Genomic DNA, 17,021 nt, shown 5'->3' on the forward strand with positions numbered 1-17,021 from the left:
TCAAGCGATCAGGCCCGGAGCGCTATGCGCGCAGGGCCCAGATGCTCCACAAACTCTATCCCAAACTACGATGTCGTGACGCCCTCATACACCATTCGCGCTTCGACTTCACCCCGCTTCGGCGCTCCCAGGCGGCCACCAAACGACTCGCATTTGATCGCCGCCGCCATCGATGCTAACCGCATGATCCAATCCATCGGCCTGCCTTCAGCCAACCCCAGCACGAAGGCCCCATGGAACACATCGCCCGCCGCCAGAGTGTCGCGCGCCGCAATCTTGGGGGCGGCACAATGGCGAACCTGATTGGTGTCACGGTCGAACCAATAGACGCCGCCTGCCCCGGCGGTCACCGACACGAAGCTCTCGAACTGTGCCGCCAGCCGCTCCACCGCCTCTGCTGGGTCGGCACACCCCGTCAATTGTTGCGCCGCGGGTTCGGACGCCACGATATGACTTGCCAGCGGCAACAACAGCTCATGGGTCTCGGCTCGGGCGACGTCGGCGTCCAGCACGGCCGGTATTCCGGCCTGCCGCGCCGCAGTCAGCGCCTGCGCCGCCGCCAGTGGCCAACGCACGTCCACCAAGACAGCCGAGTGCGCCTGCTTCGAGATTGTCGGCATTACCTCTGGCGGCGACAACAGCGCAGCATCGTAATGCGGCACGATGATGCGTTCGCCGTCCTGATCGACCAATATCGTCGCGAATGCTGACCTGGCGGCGGAAACAGTGCGCACCGCGCCGCAATCGACACCCTCCGCCGCGATTTCCTGGATCAACCAGGTCCCGGTCGCATCCTCGCCAACAGAGGCCCACAGCGCCACTGCGCCACCCAGCCGCGCGATCGCAGTAGCCGCGCTCGACGCCATGCCGGCCGCAATTTCAACCGCCGCGACCGGAATGAATTTCCCCGGTCCCGACGGCAGCTCCGCCATCTCGAAAATCGTATCCAGCGTCAGCGCGCCAACGCACAGAATCGGCAGCACGCCCTCAGCCATTGCGGCGGCTGTGCTTGACGATCTCGATACTGTGCGTACGGATTTTCTTGCGCAAGGTATTGCGGTTCAGCCCCAGCAGATCCGCCGCCTTGATCTGATTGCCGCCGCAGGCATTGAGCGCCATAGCGATCAGCGGCGCTTCCACCCGGTCGATCACCCGCTGATATAGCCCCGCCGGCGGCAGGTTCGGCTCGTATTCGCGCAGCAACTGCCCGACATGGGTCTCGACCGCCATCGATACGTCCATCGGGCCCGCAGCTCCGGCCGCCTGCGGCCTGTCACTGATATTGAGCTCGTTCTGCACGATCTCGGCCGAAATGCTTTCATCGGCGTACAGCGCTGACAGCCGCCGCACCAGGTTTTCCAGCTCGCGTACATTGCCCGGCCAGGAGTAGTTCTGCATCAGCCGGATCGCATCGGGGGCGATCGACTTGATCGGCTCACCCTCGCGCTGCGAGGTCTTGAGGAAATGCGTCGCCAGATCGCCGATGTCGTCGATGCGCTCGCGCAGCGGTGGTAGGCGGATCGGCACCACATTGAGTCGGTAATACAGATCCTCGCGGAACAGCCCTTGCCGGATCATCTGGCTCAGATCGCGATGGGTGGCGGCGACGATTCGCACATTGGTCTTGATCGAGGATCGGCCCCCGACCATCGTATATTCGCCCTCCTGCAGCACGCGCAGCAGGCGGGTCTGGGCATCCATCGGCATATCGCCGATTTCGTCGAGGAACAGCGTGCCGCCCTCGGCCTGCTCGAATCGACCCGACGAGCGCGTATTGGCGCCGGTAAAGGCACCCTTTTCGTGCCCGAACAGTTCGGCCTCGATCAGGTCGCGCGGGATGGCGGCCATATTGATCGCCACGAACGGCCCGTTGCGGCGCTTGCCAAAATCATGCAGCGCCCGCGCCACCAGTTCCTTGCCGGTGCCGCTTTCGCCGGTGATCATGACCGTGAGGTCAGTCTGCATCAGTCGCGCCAAGGCGCGGTAAATATCCTGCATCGCCGTCGAGCGGCCGACCAGCGGCATGGTCTCGCCCGGCTCCTCGGCCTTGCGCTCCGCCCGCGTCGGCTTCTTGGCATCCGCCAAAGCCCGCGCCACGACCGACAGCACCTCGGTGATATCGAACGGCTTGGGCAGATATTCGTAGGCACCGACCTCGTTGGCCCGGATCGCGGTCATGAACGTGTTTTGCGCGCTCATCACGATCATCGGCAGGTCCGGCCGCAGCTTCTTGATCTTGGGCATCACCTCGAAGGCGTTGCCGTCCGGCATCGCCACGTCGGTGATCAGCACATCGCCCTCACCGCGGCTGACCCAGTTCCACATCGTGGAAATGTTCCCGGTGGGGCGCACTTCGTATCCAGCCCGCGTCAGCGCCTGGTTCAGCACCATGCGGATCGCGGCATCGTCGTCGGCAAGCAGCACAACATGGCTCATTTGACGCCAACCTCTTCGAACGGCGATGTACTGAAGGCCCCGCTCGCCACCGGCAGCAGGATACGGAAGCGCGTGCGGCCAGGACGGCTATCGCAATCGATAACCCCGCCATGGTCGCCGACAATCTTGGCCACCAGCGCCAGCCCCAGTCCGGAGCCGTTCTGCTTGGTGGTCACGAACGGGTCGAACAGGAAGGGCAGGATGTCAGGCGGCACGCCCGGGCCATTATCCTCGATGACGATTTCCAGCGGCAGCGAGATGCGCTCGGATACGCCCATCACACTGATGCGGATTCCGGGACGGAACGCTGTAAAGAATTTAATCTCGGGTTTCTGTGTCCGTTCAAGAGCTTCCGAGGCGTTCTTCACTAGATTTAGGAAGATTTGGATGAGCTGGTCGCGGTTGCCGAACACCGGCGGCAATGACGGATCGTATTCCTCGGAAAACGCGATGCCCTGCCCAACCCCATTCCGGGCCAGCAACTTAACGCGATCCAGCACCACATGAATGTTGATCGGCTCACGCTCCAGCGGCCGCTCGTCCCCGAACACTTCCACTCGGTCGATCAGCCCGACAATGCGGTCGGTTTCCTCGCGGATCAGCCGCGCCAGTGGCACCTCATCGCTGGCAACGCTCTGCTCCAGCAGTTGCGCCGCGCCACGAATGCCCGACAGCGGGTTCTTGATCTCATGGGCTAACATAGACGCCAAGCCCGTCACCGAGCGCGCAGCGCCGCGCGACACCATCTGCCGGTCGATCTTGTCGGCCATGGTGCGTTCCTGGATCAGCAGCGCCACTCGCCCGTCGGTGTCCGATATGGGGCTGGCGAACACGTCGGCAATCCGTTCGTCGCCAAACCGCGACGACCCGACCCGCACACGGTATTCGGTCATCGGCGCGCGCCGCAGCATGACGGTTTCAACGAGGCTGATGATCGGCGATCCGAACGCGATCAGATCGTCCAGCCGCTGCCGCGCCAAAACGCTCATCGAAGCCCCGAAGAAGGCCTCCGCGGCGTAGTTGACGAACACGATCTGGTGCTGCTCGCCGCAGACGATGATCGGTTGCGGTAGTGCCTGCAATACGGCGGTCGACGTTTCCGCCCCCAAAGCCTCGATCATGCCGCCGCCTTCCAGTCGCCAGAAAAAATATCGCCGATCATGGCCAGCACCGCTTTTGGATCGTCATTGTTCAACAGGGCGTTGCGCACCGGCTTGTCCAGCGCCAGCCCCGCCGCCTCGGCGTACCAATCAAGATGCTTGCGCGCTGCGCGCCCACCGACCTGCACGCCATACTCGATCAGCATCTGCTCGTAGTGTTCCTGGATCAGGGCCACCAGTTCGTGGCCCTTGGGGGCATCCATTGGCACTTCGCCACGCAACTGCGCGCCGATCTGTCCGACCACCCAGGGCCGCCCCTGCGCGCCGCGGCCGAGCATGACTGCGGCCGCGCCCGACTCGGCCAGCGCCGAACGCGCGCTCTCCAGATCGACGATGTCGCCATTGACCACCACGGGCACATCGACAGCGTCGACCACCGCCCGCACCGGCGCCCAGCGAGCCGCGCCTTTGTAGAATTGCTGCCGCGTCCGGCCATGCACTGCAATCATCTGCGCCCCGGCATTGACCGCGCGCCGCGCCATGTCCGGCGCGTTGAGGCTATCGTCGGCCCAGCCCAGCCGCATCTTGACCGTCACCGGCAGGGGCGTCGCCGCCACCACCGCGTCGACCAGCGTCATGGCAATATCGGGGACGCGCATTAGCGCCGAACCCGCATAGCCATTGGTTACGCGCTTGGAAGGACAGCCGAAATTGATATCGATGATGTCGGCGCCGGCCTCGTAGGCAATCTTGGCGCCCAGCGCCATCCATTCGGGTTCGCAGCCGGCAAGTTGCACGACGTGGGGCAGATTGCCCACCTTGCCGAGCTTGCGCACCATATCGCCATTGCCGGTGGTCAACGCCGCGCTGGCAATCATCTCGGACACGACAAGACCGGCGCCAAACCGTTCGGCGATGTCGCGGAACGGGCGGTCGGTGATGCCAGCCATGGGTGCGAGGAACGCGTTATTCCGGGCAGACTGGTTGCCGATGCTCAACTCGCAGGCATTTTCAGACAAGGACTGCACCAGAAACGGTCATTTTCGGATTGTTGCCTGCACAATAGTCAAAATGCCGCCGCACGCAACCACTTATCGCCCGTTCAATCCAATTTGAGCGGTCACCCTTGCCGCTTGCCGGGGCCAGCGTTAGACCACGCAGATACGACAGTTTCTTGTTCGAGTGCCACTCCTCATGCCTGCAAAATCCATCGCTGTCATCATCGTCGCCGCTGGCCGGGGCGAGCGCGTCAATGTCGATGGAACCTCAGAACCCAAGCAATACCGGCTTCTTGCCGGTACTCCAGTGTTGAGCCGGACCATTCGTTCATTCCTCGATTATCCGCACATCACCCACATTCTGCCCGTCATCCACGCAAATCACAGCGATCGCTATGCGGCGTTGGGGCTGGCCGACCCTCGGCTGCTGCAGCCTGTTGTCGGCGGCGCCGCGCGGCAAGCGTCGGTACTGGCTGGGCTTAAGGCGCTGGCGCCGATGCGACCCGATCTCGTGCTGATCCAGGATGGCGCGCGGCCGTTTGCCACTCCGGACCTGATCGGCGACGTCATAGCCCTGCTCGAGACCCATGATGGGGCCCTGCCCGCGCTGTCGGTCACCGATACCATCAAGCGCTCGCTGGACGGCCAAGTCGTTGTAAATACAGAAGATCGCAGCCAGCTTTATGCCGCCCAGACGCCGCAAGGCTTCCGCTTTGGCCAGATTTTCTCGGCCCATATGCGCGCCGCGACCAACCCGCGCCAGTTCACCGATGATGCGGAAATCGCCGAGTGGGCCGGGCTGCGCGTGGCCATGGTCATGGGCGCCAGAGACAACATCAAAATCACCCACCCCGAGGATTTCGCGCAGGGTGAGCGGATCATTCTAGGAGACGAGCCTATGGAGACCCGCATCGGCACGGGGTATGACGTGCATCCGTTCGAGGCCGGAGACGCCGTGTGGCTGGGCGGTGTGCGCATTCCGCATACGGCGAAACTGCAAGGCCATTCCGATGCCGATGTGGCGCTGCATGCGCTGACCGATGCCATTTTGGGCGCCATTGGCGAGGGCGATATCGGCGTGCATTTCCCGCCCAGCGATATCCAGTGGAAGGGCGCGGCGTCGACGGTTTTTCTCAAGCATGCTGGATTTCTTGTTGGCAAAGCCGGTGGGAGGATCGTCAATCTCGACGTGACAATAGTTGCCGAGCGGCCCAGGATCGCCGAACATGTTCCAGCGATGCGCGCCGTCATCGGCGCGGCGTTGGGAATAGAAGCTTCAAGGATCGCCATCAAGGCGACAACAAGTGAGAGGCTCGGCTTTGTCGGGCGGGAGGAAGGTATCGTGGCGATGGCAAGTGCGAGTATTGAACTGCCGAGGCATTCCTGATGGCGCCGGCAAAGCCGCCGGTCGATCCGGCCCAGCAGATCATCACCCTTCTCACCGCAGCGAACAAAACCATCGTTACCGCCGAAAGCTGCACCGGCGGCATGATCGGTGCGGCGCTGACGGATATTCCCGGCTCATCGGCGGCGTTCTTCGGTGGCTATATCACCTATGCCAACAGCGCCAAGTCGCGCATGATCCATGTGCAGGCGCGGCTGATCCGCGATTATGGCGCTGTGAGCAATCAGGTCGCCCGCGCCATGGCCGATGGTGCCCGCAATACGGCGCATGCCGATTACGCGGTGGCGGTGACCGGCATCGCCGGCCCCGATGGCGGAAGCGAGAAGAAACCGGTCGGGCTGGTCTATGTGGCGGTATCGTCGGAACTGGCGACGCTGGTCATCGAACACCGCTTCGGCGATCTCGGACGAGCCGAAATCCGCAAGCGCAGCGTTGCCGCTGCGCTTGACGTGGTGATCCAGGTGTTGACCGGAACGCAGAGCTAGCCGCGGTTCAGGAGCAAGTGGCATCAAGACGCGGCGCCAGCCATTCCAGGGCCGGCACGATGGCTTGCTGCCACGTGTCCCAATAATGGTGGCCGGGCCCGACGCGCAGGCTGACATCGGCCTTGGTGGTGACCAGCAGGTTATGGAACGCGGCATTGGCTTCGATGAGATCGGGAAAGTCCCGGTCGCCAATGGTGAGATAGAAATCCGGCTTTTCCTTCAGCGCCCTGATGCTGGGTGCGCGCTTGAAGGCGTTGGCGGCATTGAACCGCGCCGGGTCGAACGGCGCGCCAAAGGCGTTCTTGTAGAGCTCCGGAATCCATTGCAGGCGCGGATCGTGCGGTTGCATGGGCGGATGTAGCGCGCCCGAAAAGCTCATGGCGGCGATATAGGTCTGCGGGTGGTTGATGGCCTGCAACAGAGCACCGGCCCCGCCCATGGACAATCCACCGACGGCCCTGCCCTGACGACAGGCGGCAGTGGGCAGGCTGGAGTCGATCGCGGCGATCAAATCGGTTGAAAAGGCAGTGTCGATCAGCCCCAGCCCGCCCGGATCGGGATTGTCGACATACCAGCTGTCGCCGGCGCTTGGAACCACCACGATCATCGGCGGAATGCGGCCGTCGGCGATTGCCTGATCCAGGATCGGGCCGAGATTGCCCCAGGTGAACCAGTCGCCACCGGCGCCGCCCAGGCCATGCAGCAGATAGACGACGGGCCAGCGTTCGCCCTCGGCCGGAAACGGAAATGGCTTGTAGAGCGCGTATGGGATCGGCCGCCCCAGAGTCGGGCTCGGAGCCTCAAGATTGTATTGGACGATGCCCGCCGCTTGGACAGGCACGACAAGGCTCAGCAGCGTTGCCGAAGCAGCGGCCATGAAGAACATGCGCATTTTCATTCCCCTCACGTTGAGAAAACGTTTTCTCAACGTGAGCAAGATGCGCTACGCCAACGGCACCCGCAAGAGGCTGCGGATGGGAAACATTTGGGAAAATGAGGCGTGGGGCTAGTTTAGTTGCCGTACCGCCGGTCGGCCTCGTCGATGAAGGCCTGGATAATCTCGGCCTGCTTGGCGGCAAAGGCCGGCTCCGCCACGGCGGCGATCAGCACATTGGAAATCTTGAAATCGACTTCAAAGCGGACACGGGTGCCCATGCCCTCCTGCTCGAAGCTCCAGACGCTATCAAGATAGGCGAACGGGCCGTCGACCGCCTTGGCGGTGATGGTGTGAGCCACCGGGTCGAGCACCACGCGGCTGGTATAGGCCTGGGTGATCGGACCGAAGAACAGCGTCATCGTCGCCAGCTTGGTGTTCTCGGTGCTGTCGGGCCGCACCGCCATGGCCTTGCAGTTCGGCACGAAGCGCGGATAGTCCTCGAGATCGGCGACGATCTCGTACATTTTCTGCGGCAGATGCGGCACGTGGTGTTCAAAAAAACGCTTCATCAGTGACCAAGCTTTGCCAGGCGGGCGGCCTTGAGAGCGGCGAAATCCTCGCCGGCGTGGTGGGAAGAACGGGTCAGCGGGCTCGACGACACCAGCGAGAAGCCTTTGGCGGTCGCCACGGTAGCAAAGGACTTGAACTCGTCCGGCGTCACGAAGCGGATCAGCGGCGTGTGCTTCTTGGTCGGCTGTAGGTACTGGCCGATGGTCAGGAAATCCACATCGGCCGAGCGCAGGTCGTCCATGAGCTGGAGCACTTCGTTGCGCTCTTCGCCAAGGCCAACCATGATTCCCGACTTGGTGAACATGGTGGGATCGAGTTCCTTGACCTTCTGCAGCAGCCGGATCGAGTGGAAATAGCGGGCGCCGGGACGAACCTTGAGGTACTTGGACGGCACGGTCTCGAGGTTGTGGTTGAACACGTCAGGCTTGGCCGCGACGACGATCTCCAAAGCGCCTTCCTTGCGCAGGAAGTCCGGCGTCAGGATTTCGATGGTGGTGCGCGGGTTGCGGGCACGGATGGCCAGGATCACGTCGGCAAAGTGGCGGGCGCCGCCATCGGCCAGATCGTCGCGGTCCACCGAGGTAATGACGACGTGCTGCAAACCGAGCTTCTCGACGGCCTTGGCCACGTTTTCGGGCTCGTTGGGATCGAGCGGGCCGGGCATGCCGGTGCGCACATTGCAGAACGCGCAGGCGCGCGTGCAGATCTCGCCCATGATCATCATGGTGGCGTGTTTCTTGCTCCAGCACTCCCCGATATTGGGGCAGCCAGCTTCCTCGCACACGGTGACCAAGCCATGCTCGCGCACAATGGCCTGGGTCTCCTTGTAGATCGGCGAACCGGGCGCCTTGACGCGGATCCAGTCCGGTTTGCGCAGGGTGACGGTATCCGGACGGTTGGCCTTTTCAGGATGCCGCGGACGGTCGATGGAATTGTCGATGAGCGTAACCAATTTTTGGTCCTGACTGGGCAAGAGCTGCCCGCTATATCGCTCCCAAGGCGAGCCGGTTCAACCCGGTCTATAGTTTAGGTTGTTGGCCAGTTGGCCATAGCGGTCTGCAAATGCCAGCTTTCTGCGCTTCCGGTGCTCACGTACCGAACGTACGCTGCGTTCCGGTTCTCGAAACCTGTCATTTTCGCCTCGCTCTGACTCAACTGCCCACCCAACCTAGCGCGCGATGACGCGCGCTATGATGATGACAACCACGGCACCGATCGTTGCCGTGATGACTTGGCTCAGCAGGACGTTCTCGATCGGCAGCGAAATCTTCGCTGCGGTCAGCAGATAGCCGCCGACGAACGAGCCAATGACGCCAACGATGAGATTGCGCAGCAATCCGCCGCCGCCGAGGACGAAGCCGGCGAGGGTTCCGGCTACAAGGCCAATGGCAAGGAAAATCCAGATTTCTTGTGTCATGCCATCACCTCGGCGATTTCGACCCATTCGCCGTCGCGGCTGGCCGACAGGATGGTGGCCTGAACCAGGGCTAGGGAATGCAGGTTGTCGGCGCCCGAACTGAAGCGCGCCGGGATCGATCCGCTTTCGATGACTTTGGCCACGGCGGCCAGCGTGCCGGTGCGATCGGCGAATTCGATCGGCGCCAATGTTACCGCCTCGGGCTGCGCATCGCGCGCCCGGGTCATCAGCCGGTCGGGACCGGCCTTACCCATGAAGTGGTCGCGCGAGGTCCACCAGATTTCGCCTTCGGAGCAATCCATGGTCCATTCGCCGGCCCAAGGCGTCACCGGGCCGCTGCTCATCCACGAGCCGCGATAGGACACAATGGTGCCCTTTTCGAACTCGACCGTCGCCACGCCGATTGGATGGTGGCCGAAGGGGCTCGCGGCCGGGTTCCAGGTGCGGCAGGAGACGCGCTTGGGATTGTCGTTCAGCACCATGCGCATCAGGTCGAAGTGGTGGATCGACATATCGGCCAGCAGCGGATCTGGCATGTCCCAATAGCGGTAGCCCTGGCTGGGAGCATGGCGGCGGAATTCGATCGACACCAGATTGACCGGGCCAAATTTTTGCGCGCCGATCAGCTCGGCGGCGGCAATCGGCGCGGGCTGGAAGCGGTAATTCTGGCTCACCATCAGGATGCGGTTATGCGCCTCGGCCAGCGCCACCAGTTCCTTGGCCTGCGAAATGGTGGAGGCGAAGGGCTTTTCCACCAGCACGTTGAAGCCCAGCTCCAGCGCCTGCTTGACCACCGGATAATGCGCTTCGGTGCGCAGGGTGGCGATCACCAGGTCGGCTTCCGTGCCCTTGGCGGCTTCCTCAAGGCTGAGGAAACAGCGCTTTTCGTCGATCCCCAACTCGGTCTGGACGCGTTTAACCGCATCAGGATTGGCATCCACATAGCCCACCATGTGAATGCTGGGAACTTTGGGGATAACTTCCTTGGTCCAGCTAAAACCCCAGTGTCCGAGGCCGACTTGAATGGCTTTGACCATGTGGATAACTCCTTGGCTCCTTGTTCCCTTCCCCCTTGCGGGGAGGGGTTAGGGGTGGGGGTGTCGCGCCATCCTGGAACGCTTGTCCCGGTCGACTTTCGACACCCCACCCTAGCCCTCCCCTCAAGGGGGAGGGAACCGCTCCGCGTGTGCGGAGCCATCGCAGTCAATCAGTCAGATATTCAGCGCTCGGCCGTAGGCGTCCAGCACGCTCTCCTTGAGCGTTTCGCTCAAGGTGGGGTGCGGGAAGATGGTGTGGATCAGTTCTTCCTCGGTGGTTTCGAGGTTCATCGCTACCACAAAACCCTGGATCAACTCGGTGACTTCGGCGCCCACCATATGTGCGCCCAGCAGCTCGCCGGTCTTGGCATCGAAAATGGTCTTGACCAGCCCATCGGGCTCGCCGAGCGCGATGGCCTTGCCATTGCCGACGAAGGGGAAGCGGCCAACCTTGATCTCGCGACCGGCTTCCTTAGCCTTGGCCTCGGTCAGGCCGACGCTGGCGATCTGCGGCTCGCAATAGGTGCAGCCCGGCACCTTGGACTTATCGAGCCCATGCACCTTGAGGCCGGCAATGGTCTCGACGGTGACGACTGCCTCATGCTCGGCCTTGTGCGCCAGCATGGGCGGGCCGGCGACGTCGCCGATGGCCCAAATCCCCGCCACATTGGTGCGGCCATAGCCGTCGATGACGATGGCGCCGCGCTCGGTCTTGACGCCGACCGTCTCCAGCCCCAGCCCTTCGATATTACACATTACGCCGATCGCCGAGATCAGCTTGTCGCCGGAAATTTCCTGCTTTTCGCCGGACTTCAGTTCGACGAAGGCCTTGATGCCGTCCTTGGTCTTTTCGACCTTGGCGACCTTGGCATCGGTCAAAATCTTGATGCCGCGCTTTTCCAGCCGCTTGCGGGCAAGGGCCGAAATCTCGGCATCTTCCACCGGCAGGATCTGCGGCAGCAGCTCGATGATGGTCACCTCGGCGCCCATCGAGCGGTAGAACGAAGCAAACTCGACGCCGATGGCGCCCGAGCCCATCACCACCAGCGATTTGGGCATGGTGGCAGGCTTCATCGCCTCGAAATAGGTCCAGATCTTGTCGCCATCGGGCTCGATGCCCGGCAGTACGCGCGGCCGCGCGCCGGTGGCGATGATGATGTTCTTGGCCGTGTAGGTGCCCTCCCCCAGCGGGTTCTTCGGCACCGGGCCCTGCGGCTGCACGATGGCCTTCTTGGTCGGGGCTACCTTGACCTCGCCGGGCTTGGTGATGACGGCTTCGCCCCAGATGATGTCGACCTTGTTCTTCTTCATCAGGAACTGCACGCCATTGTTCATCTGCGCTGCGATCCCGCGCGAGCGCTTGACGATGGCGTCGAGGTCAAAGCCGTAGTCGCCGGCGGTGAGGCCGTAATCCTTGGCGTGGCTCATATGGCCATAGACCTCGGCCGTGCGCAGCAGCGCCTTGGTCGGGATGCAGCCCCAGTTGGAGCAGATGCCGGCCATGTGCTCGCGCTCGATGATGCCCACCTTCATGCCCAATTGGGCACCACGGATAGCCGCAACATAGCCGCCGGGGCCGGCGCCGATGACGAGAAGATCGTATTGGTCAGCCATAATCTATTCCTTCACCATCAACAGCCAGTCTTTCCCATGCTGCGGCGTGCCGGGAAACGGCAGCATGGGGCGGCTCGTCGTTACCGCGAAACCGCGGCTTTCATATAGGTGTCGGGCGCCCTCATTGGCATCCTCGACAATCAGTGCCTGCCCATGCGCCTGCGTCATGCGCGCCTGGGTCTCGGCGTGGTCCAGCAGCACGGAACCCACGCCCTTGCCGCGCCAATTCTTGTGCACGCCGACCATGGAGATGAACCAGCGGCCATTGGCCTCCGCTTCCAGCTCCTCGATCGGCCGCATCGGCGCCCAGACATCGGCGGGAACGGCCTCGCGCTCGTTGGGCTTGCGGTAGCCGAGCAGCATGCCGGCGATCTCGCCATCGGCCTCGGCCATGGTGGCGCTGCGCCAACTGAACTCGGTATCCTCGCGCAGCATCTCAAGCCGCCCGACTTCAAGCGGATCATAGGTTCCGGCCGCCCGCTTGTCCTGCGCCCAGCCAGGCCCGATGCTGCCATGCACGGCAATATTGACCAATAGGGCAATCTCCGCGGCATCGGACTTGCGCGCCGGCCGAAGGGCATAGGTGTCGCTCAAAGCCCGAGCGCCTGCTTGACCACAGGCACCAGCCCCTGCCCGATTGCCCGTGTATTGGCGGCGTCCAGATGCACACCGTCCAGCGGATCGGGTTTGGCGACGGTCGAGGCATCGAAGAAGCCGGTGCCCAGTTCGGCCGCGCGGCGGGCATAGTGATAAGCGAATTCCGCCGATTCCTTGGCCGCATGCGGCAGGCCACCGAAATGGCCCAGCATATCGGCGTTCTCGCTGTCGATCACCAGCGGTGGCGCGACGATGATGATGCCCGGCACCGGCTCGTTGAGCATCTGGAAATGGCCACGCGTGAGTTGCACCAGGCGGCGCAGGCCATAGGAGGCCATCAGCGCCGTGCCGAAAATAGCGGGTTTGAGGTCATTGGTGCCCAGCATGATGACGACGAGGTCGAGCGGGGCGTGACTGGCGAGCAGCGTCGGCAGGATGCGCGCGCCGTTGCGGTCGGCATCGGCAGTGAAATCGTCAGACGAGGTGGTGCGGCCGCCCAGGCCCTCGGCAATTATTCGCGCTTGGCCGCCAAGGCCCGCTTCGAGCGCGCCCGGCCAGCGGTCTTCATAGGCATGACGCGGGCCGCCGGGGGCGGGATTGGCGCCATAAGTGATGCTGTCGCCGTAGCAGAGAATGGTTTTCATTGCAGCCCCAATGCCTGTTTCACCGCCGGGATCAGTCCCATGCCGATCGCCCGCGTGTTCGCCGCGTCCAGATGGACGCCGTCAATGGGGGACGCTACGGCGACCGAGGCCGCATTGAAGTAACCGGCGCCAACTTCCCTGGCGGCAGTCGCGTAGTAATGGTCAAACAGCTGATCGTCGGTCGTGCGGGGCGACACACTGGCCGGCGCCACATTACGCGGCGATGGCACCGTCAGCGGTGGCGCGACGAAAATAACCTTGGGTGCCAGGCCGTTCAGATACGGAAAGGTTCGGGTGATTTCGGCCAGCCGCTTCATGCCATTGGCCGCAGCGAAGGCGGAGCCGACAATGAAAGTCTTGATGTCGTTGCTGCCCAGCATGATGACGACGAGATCGAGCGGCTGATGGGTGTCGAGCAATGTCGGCAGCAGGCGCACGCCGTTTCGGTCCGACGCGGCGGTGAAATCGTCCGACGCCGTCGTCCGGCCATTCAAACCTTCGGGGATGACGCGCGCCTGTCCGACCAACCCCGCTTCCAGCACGCTCGGCCAGCGGTCGGCAAAAGGGTGACGCACGCCGCCGCCTGCCGGGGCATGGCCCCAGGTCAGGCTATCGCCATAGGCCAGAATGGTTTTCATCCGCCCTGCCCCTTAGGCCAGCATCATCACGGGATTTTCGATCAGTCCCTTGAACACGCCGAGCACTTCGGCACCGAGCGCGCCGTCGACGGAGCGGTGGTCGCAGGAGAGCGTGACGGTCATAAAATTGGCAATCTTGACCTGGCCGGCATCGGCATAGACGCGCTCTTCACCGACGCCGACGGCCAGGATGGTGCCATGCGGCGGGTTGATCACGGCCGAGAAGCTTTTGATGCCAAACATGCCGAGGTTGGACACGGAAGACGCGCCGCCTTGGTATTCATGGGGCGCGAGCTTCTTGTTGCGGGCGCGGGTGGCGAGGTCCTTGACCTCCTCGGAAATCTGCCGGAGCGACTTGGTATCGCAGGACTTTACCACGGGGGTGAAGAGGCCACCCGGTACCGCTACCGCTACGGCCACGTCGCTGCGCTTGTGATAGAGGATGCTGTCGCCGGCCCAGGTGGCGTTGGCGGTGGGGACGCGCTGCAAAGCGACGGCCCAGGCCTTCATCACGAAGTCATTGACCGACAACTTGAATTCCGGCTTGCCGTCCTTGCCCTTGGGCGCGGTGGCATTGATCTGCTCGCGCGCGGCCAGCAGCGCATCGATCTTGCAATCGAGCGTCAGGTAGAAATGCGGAATGGTCTGCTTGGACTCGGTGAGACGTGCAGCCACGACCTTGCGCATGCCGTCGTTGGGCACCAGCTCGTAGCTACCCTCGGGATAGAGCGCGAGCACTTGCGCCTTGGTCATCCCCGTCGGCGCAGCGCCGCCAGCGGTAGGCGCGGCAACCGAAGCGCCAGCGGCCTTGAGCGGGGTCTTGCCGGATTTGGCGGCTTCGACGTCCGACTTGACCACGCGGCCATGCGGGCCGGAGCCCGAGATAGCCGAAACATCGATGCCGGCTTCCTTGGCGAGGCGGCGCGCGAGCGGCGAGGCGAAAACCTTGCCATTGGCATTGGCAGCACTGTTGGCGACCCTGGCGCCTACGGCGGCGATATTGGTCTGCAGGGCCTGCTTCTCGCTAGCCTGCGTCGCAATATTCTCGCGCATCGTGGCGCCAGCATCGGCCTGCGGAACAGGCTCCGCCTTGGCTTCCGGCTTTGGCGCGGGGGCGGCCTTGGGCGCGCCGATGGCATCGGCGGTTTCGCCCTCCTGCAGCAGCACCGCGATAACCGCGTTGACCTTCACATTGTCGGTGCCTTCGGCAACGAGAATCTTGCCGATCGTGCCTTCATCGACCGCCTCGACTTCCATTGTCGCCTTGTCGGTTTCGATTTCGGCAATCACGTCGCCGGAGGAGACGCTATCGCCCTCCTTGACGTGCCATTTGGCAAGCTTGCCCTCTTCCATCGTGGGAGAGAGCGCCGGCATCGTGATTTCAATCGGCATCAGAACTCTCCCTTACGAACGGTAGGTCACGGCATTGACCGCCGCGATCACTTCATCGACGTTCGGCAGCGCCAGCTTTTCGAGATTGGCGGCATAAGGCATTGGGACGTCCTTGCCGGTGACGCGCAGTATAGGCGCGTCGAGATAATCGAAGGCTTGCTCCATGACGCGGGCCGAAATATCGGCGCCGATACCGCCCTGCGGCCAGCCCTCTTCCACGGTCACGAGGCGACCGGTCTTCTTTACCGAGGCGATCACGGTATCGATGTCGAGCGGGCGCAGCGTGCGCAGGTCGATCAGTTCGACATCGAGCCCGGCGGCGACCAGCTTTTCGGTGGCCTGGGTGGCGTAGCGCATGCCCATCGAGAACGACACGATGGTCACGTCATTGCCGGTGCGGGCAATGCGCGCCTTGCCGATCGGCAGCACGAAATCATCGACCTTGGGCACGAGACCTGTCGAGCCGTAGAGAATTTCGTTTTCGAGGAACACGACCGGGTTGGGCGAGCGGATCGCCGCCTTGAGCAGGCCCTTGGCGTCAGCGGCGCTATAGGGCGCGATGACGGTGAGGCCGGGAACATGGGAGTACCATGCCGAATAATCCTGGCTGTGCTGCGCGCCGACGCGGGAGGCGACACCGTTGGGACCGCGGAACACGATGGGCGCCTTGACCTGGCCGCCCGACATATAAAGCTGCTTGGCGGCGGAGTTGATGATCTGGTCGATGGCCTGCATGGCAAAATTCCAGGTCATGAATTCCACGATCGGGCGCAGGCCGGCAAAGGCCGCGCCAACCGCAAGGCCGGCAAAGCCGTGCTCGGTGATCGGTGTATCGATGACCCGCTCGGGCCCGAATTCCTGCAGCAGGTTCTGGGTGATCTTATAGGCACCCTGATATTCGGCGACTTCTTCACCGATGATGAAGACGTCCTTGTCGCGGCGCAGCTCTTCGGCCATCGCCTCGTTCAGCGCCTGGCGCACGGTCATTTCGACCATTTCGACGCCCGCGGGCAGATCGGGATCGCCCTGGGCTTCGAACTTGGGCGCGGCTGGAGCCGCCGCAAGAGTTGGCGCGGCTTCGGCGGCCTTCTCGGCCGGCACGACCGGCGCTTCCGATGGCTCAGGCGCGGTTTTGGCGGCAGGCGCGGCCTCGGCGGTTTCGCCTTCGCCCAGGATCAGAGCGATGGGCGTATTGACCTTCACATTGTCGGTGCCCTCGGCGACCAGCAGTTCCTTGACCACGCCCTCGTCGACCGACTCGACTTCCATGGTCGCCTTGTCGGTCTCGATCTCGGCCAGCACGTCGCCGGACTTGACGGTATCACCGACCTTGACCAGCCATTTGCTCAGCTTGCCTTCTTCCATGGTGGGCGACAGCGCGGGCATCAGAATATTGGGCATTTAGCTCTCCTGCCGCGCGAGCTGGGGCATTGCTGCCGCCCGGGACGCGGGAAACGGGACTATGTTGGCAAATTGCGCCGGAATGACGCGGGGATCGTTGGTCAGCGCTGGCCGTTCGGCAACGGTGGCGGCGGTGGGCGCTGTGCGAGAGCCAAGGCCCCCCAGCACGACGCCGATGACCACCAGCACGACGAAGACGATGACAGAGCGCTCGTAAATCGCCAGATGTGGCTTGGCCTCGGGACCGCTCTTGGCCTCGATATCCTTGAATTTCCACCAGCCGAGCAGGAAGAAACCACCCAGGCCTTGGCTCTTGGGCGATAGCCGGACCACGGACATCGCCTCACGCACGGCGACTGCCAGCGTGAGGATAGCCAGAACTGCGATGACGCCGGCCAGGATGGTCATGA

18 protein-coding genes are annotated in these 17,021 nt (G+C 63.2%); 2 read left to right on the forward strand and 16 right to left on the reverse strand.

What is annotated here, in order from left to right; all coding sequences use genetic code 11:
- Positions 1 to 65: 65 nt before the first annotated feature.
- Genes ABIB57_RS05570 through dusB form a run of 4 tightly spaced genes read right to left on the reverse strand, consistent with a single transcriptional unit; the run spans position 66 to position 4,564 of the window.
- Positions 66 to 995, reverse strand: a complete 930-nt coding sequence (locus tag ABIB57_RS05570) for a PfkB family carbohydrate kinase (RefSeq protein ID WP_354039086.1) — start codon at positions 993 to 995, stop codon at positions 66 to 68.
- Positions 988 to 2,436, reverse strand: a complete 1,449-nt coding sequence (gene ntrC / locus ABIB57_RS05575) for a nitrogen regulation protein NR(I) (RefSeq protein ID WP_354039088.1) — start codon at positions 2,434 to 2,436, stop codon at positions 988 to 990. The genes ABIB57_RS05570 and ntrC overlap by 8 nt, the downstream gene beginning before the upstream one ends.
- Positions 2,433 to 3,557, reverse strand: a complete 1,125-nt coding sequence (locus ABIB57_RS05580) for a two-component system sensor histidine kinase NtrB (protein WP_299730688.1) — start codon at positions 3,555 to 3,557, stop codon at positions 2,433 to 2,435. Before ABIB57_RS05580 ends, ntrC begins: the two co-directional genes overlap by 4 nt.
- A complete protein-coding gene (gene dusB, locus ABIB57_RS05585) occupies positions 3,554 to 4,564 on the reverse strand; it encodes a tRNA dihydrouridine synthase DusB (protein WP_502914347.1) in 1,011 nt (336 codons plus the stop codon). The genes ABIB57_RS05580 and dusB overlap by 4 nt, the downstream gene beginning before the upstream one ends.
- Positions 4,565 to 4,730: 166 nt before the next feature.
- Between dusB and ABIB57_RS05590 the strand changes: the two genes are divergently transcribed.
- Both ABIB57_RS05590 and ABIB57_RS05595 read left to right on the forward strand, forming a co-directional pair.
- Positions 4,731 to 5,921: a bifunctional 2-C-methyl-D-erythritol 4-phosphate cytidylyltransferase/2-C-methyl-D-erythritol 2,4-cyclodiphosphate synthase gene (locus ABIB57_RS05590; protein WP_354039091.1), complete on the forward strand. Its 1,191-nt coding sequence runs from the start codon at positions 4,731 to 4,733 to the stop codon at positions 5,919 to 5,921.
- Positions 5,921 to 6,424: a CinA family protein gene (locus tag ABIB57_RS05595; protein ID WP_354039092.1), complete on the forward strand. Its 504-nt coding sequence runs from the start codon at positions 5,921 to 5,923 to the stop codon at positions 6,422 to 6,424. Before ABIB57_RS05590 ends, ABIB57_RS05595 begins: the two co-directional genes overlap by 1 nt.
- A 7-nt stretch (positions 6,425 to 6,431) precedes the next feature.
- Here the strand turns inward: ABIB57_RS05595 and ABIB57_RS05600 are convergent, their stop codons facing one another.
- From ABIB57_RS05600 to ABIB57_RS05655, 12 genes are all read right to left on the reverse strand, one after another.
- Entirely contained in the window at positions 6,432 to 7,316 is an 885-nt protein-coding gene (locus ABIB57_RS05600; RefSeq protein ID WP_354039093.1) for an alpha/beta hydrolase, read from the reverse strand.
- Between the two features lie 119 nt (positions 7,317 to 7,435).
- The gene (locus ABIB57_RS05605) at positions 7,436 to 7,870 is read right to left on the reverse strand and encodes a type II toxin-antitoxin system RatA family toxin (protein WP_354039095.1); all 435 of its coding nucleotides are present in this window, start codon (positions 7,868 to 7,870) and stop codon (positions 7,436 to 7,438) included.
- Complete coding sequence (gene lipA / locus ABIB57_RS05610; RefSeq protein ID WP_354039097.1) at positions 7,870 to 8,823, reverse strand: lipoyl synthase; 954 nt, start codon at positions 8,821 to 8,823, stop codon at positions 7,870 to 7,872. Before lipA ends, ABIB57_RS05605 begins: the two co-directional genes overlap by 1 nt.
- Positions 8,824 to 9,039: 216 nt before the next feature.
- Positions 9,040 to 9,288: a GlsB/YeaQ/YmgE family stress response membrane protein gene (locus ABIB57_RS05615; RefSeq protein WP_354039098.1), complete on the reverse strand. Its 249-nt coding sequence runs from the start codon at positions 9,286 to 9,288 to the stop codon at positions 9,040 to 9,042.
- Positions 9,285 to 10,325, reverse strand: a complete 1,041-nt coding sequence (locus ABIB57_RS05620; RefSeq protein WP_354039100.1) for a Gfo/Idh/MocA family protein — start codon at positions 10,323 to 10,325, stop codon at positions 9,285 to 9,287. The genes ABIB57_RS05615 and ABIB57_RS05620 overlap by 4 nt, the downstream gene beginning before the upstream one ends.
- Positions 10,326 to 10,499: 174 nt before the next feature.
- Positions 10,500 to 11,939: a dihydrolipoyl dehydrogenase gene (gene lpdA, locus ABIB57_RS05625; RefSeq protein WP_354039101.1), complete on the reverse strand. Its 1,440-nt coding sequence runs from the start codon at positions 11,937 to 11,939 to the stop codon at positions 10,500 to 10,502.
- Between the two features lie 3 nt (positions 11,940 to 11,942).
- Positions 11,943 to 12,533, reverse strand: a complete 591-nt coding sequence (locus ABIB57_RS05630) for a GNAT family N-acetyltransferase (RefSeq protein ID WP_354039103.1) — start codon at positions 12,531 to 12,533, stop codon at positions 11,943 to 11,945.
- Positions 12,530 to 13,180, reverse strand: coding sequence for an SGNH/GDSL hydrolase family protein (locus tag ABIB57_RS05635; RefSeq protein WP_354039104.1), 651 nt, complete (start codon positions 13,178 to 13,180; stop codon positions 12,530 to 12,532). The genes ABIB57_RS05630 and ABIB57_RS05635 overlap by 4 nt, the downstream gene beginning before the upstream one ends.
- Positions 13,177 to 13,818 (reverse strand): SGNH/GDSL hydrolase family protein, encoded by a 642-nt coding sequence (locus tag ABIB57_RS05640; RefSeq protein WP_354039105.1) that lies wholly within the window; start codon positions 13,816 to 13,818, stop codon positions 13,177 to 13,179. Before ABIB57_RS05640 ends, ABIB57_RS05635 begins: the two co-directional genes overlap by 4 nt.
- Positions 13,819 to 13,830: 12 nt before the next feature.
- Positions 13,831 to 15,210, reverse strand: a complete 1,380-nt coding sequence (locus ABIB57_RS05645; protein WP_354039107.1) for a pyruvate dehydrogenase complex dihydrolipoamide acetyltransferase — start codon at positions 15,208 to 15,210, stop codon at positions 13,831 to 13,833.
- Positions 15,211 to 15,222: 12 nt separating this feature from the next.
- Positions 15,223 to 16,611 (reverse strand): pyruvate dehydrogenase complex E1 component subunit beta, encoded by a 1,389-nt coding sequence (locus tag ABIB57_RS05650; RefSeq protein WP_354039109.1) that lies wholly within the window; start codon positions 16,609 to 16,611, stop codon positions 15,223 to 15,225.
- Positions 16,612 to 17,019, reverse strand: a complete 408-nt coding sequence (locus ABIB57_RS05655) for a hypothetical protein (protein WP_354039111.1) — start codon at positions 17,017 to 17,019, stop codon at positions 16,612 to 16,614.
- Positions 17,020 to 17,021 lie beyond the last annotated feature (2 nt).

Source organism: Devosia sp. UYZn731, from assembly GCF_040546795.1.
Classification (GTDB): domain Bacteria; phylum Pseudomonadota; class Alphaproteobacteria; order Rhizobiales; family Devosiaceae; genus Devosia.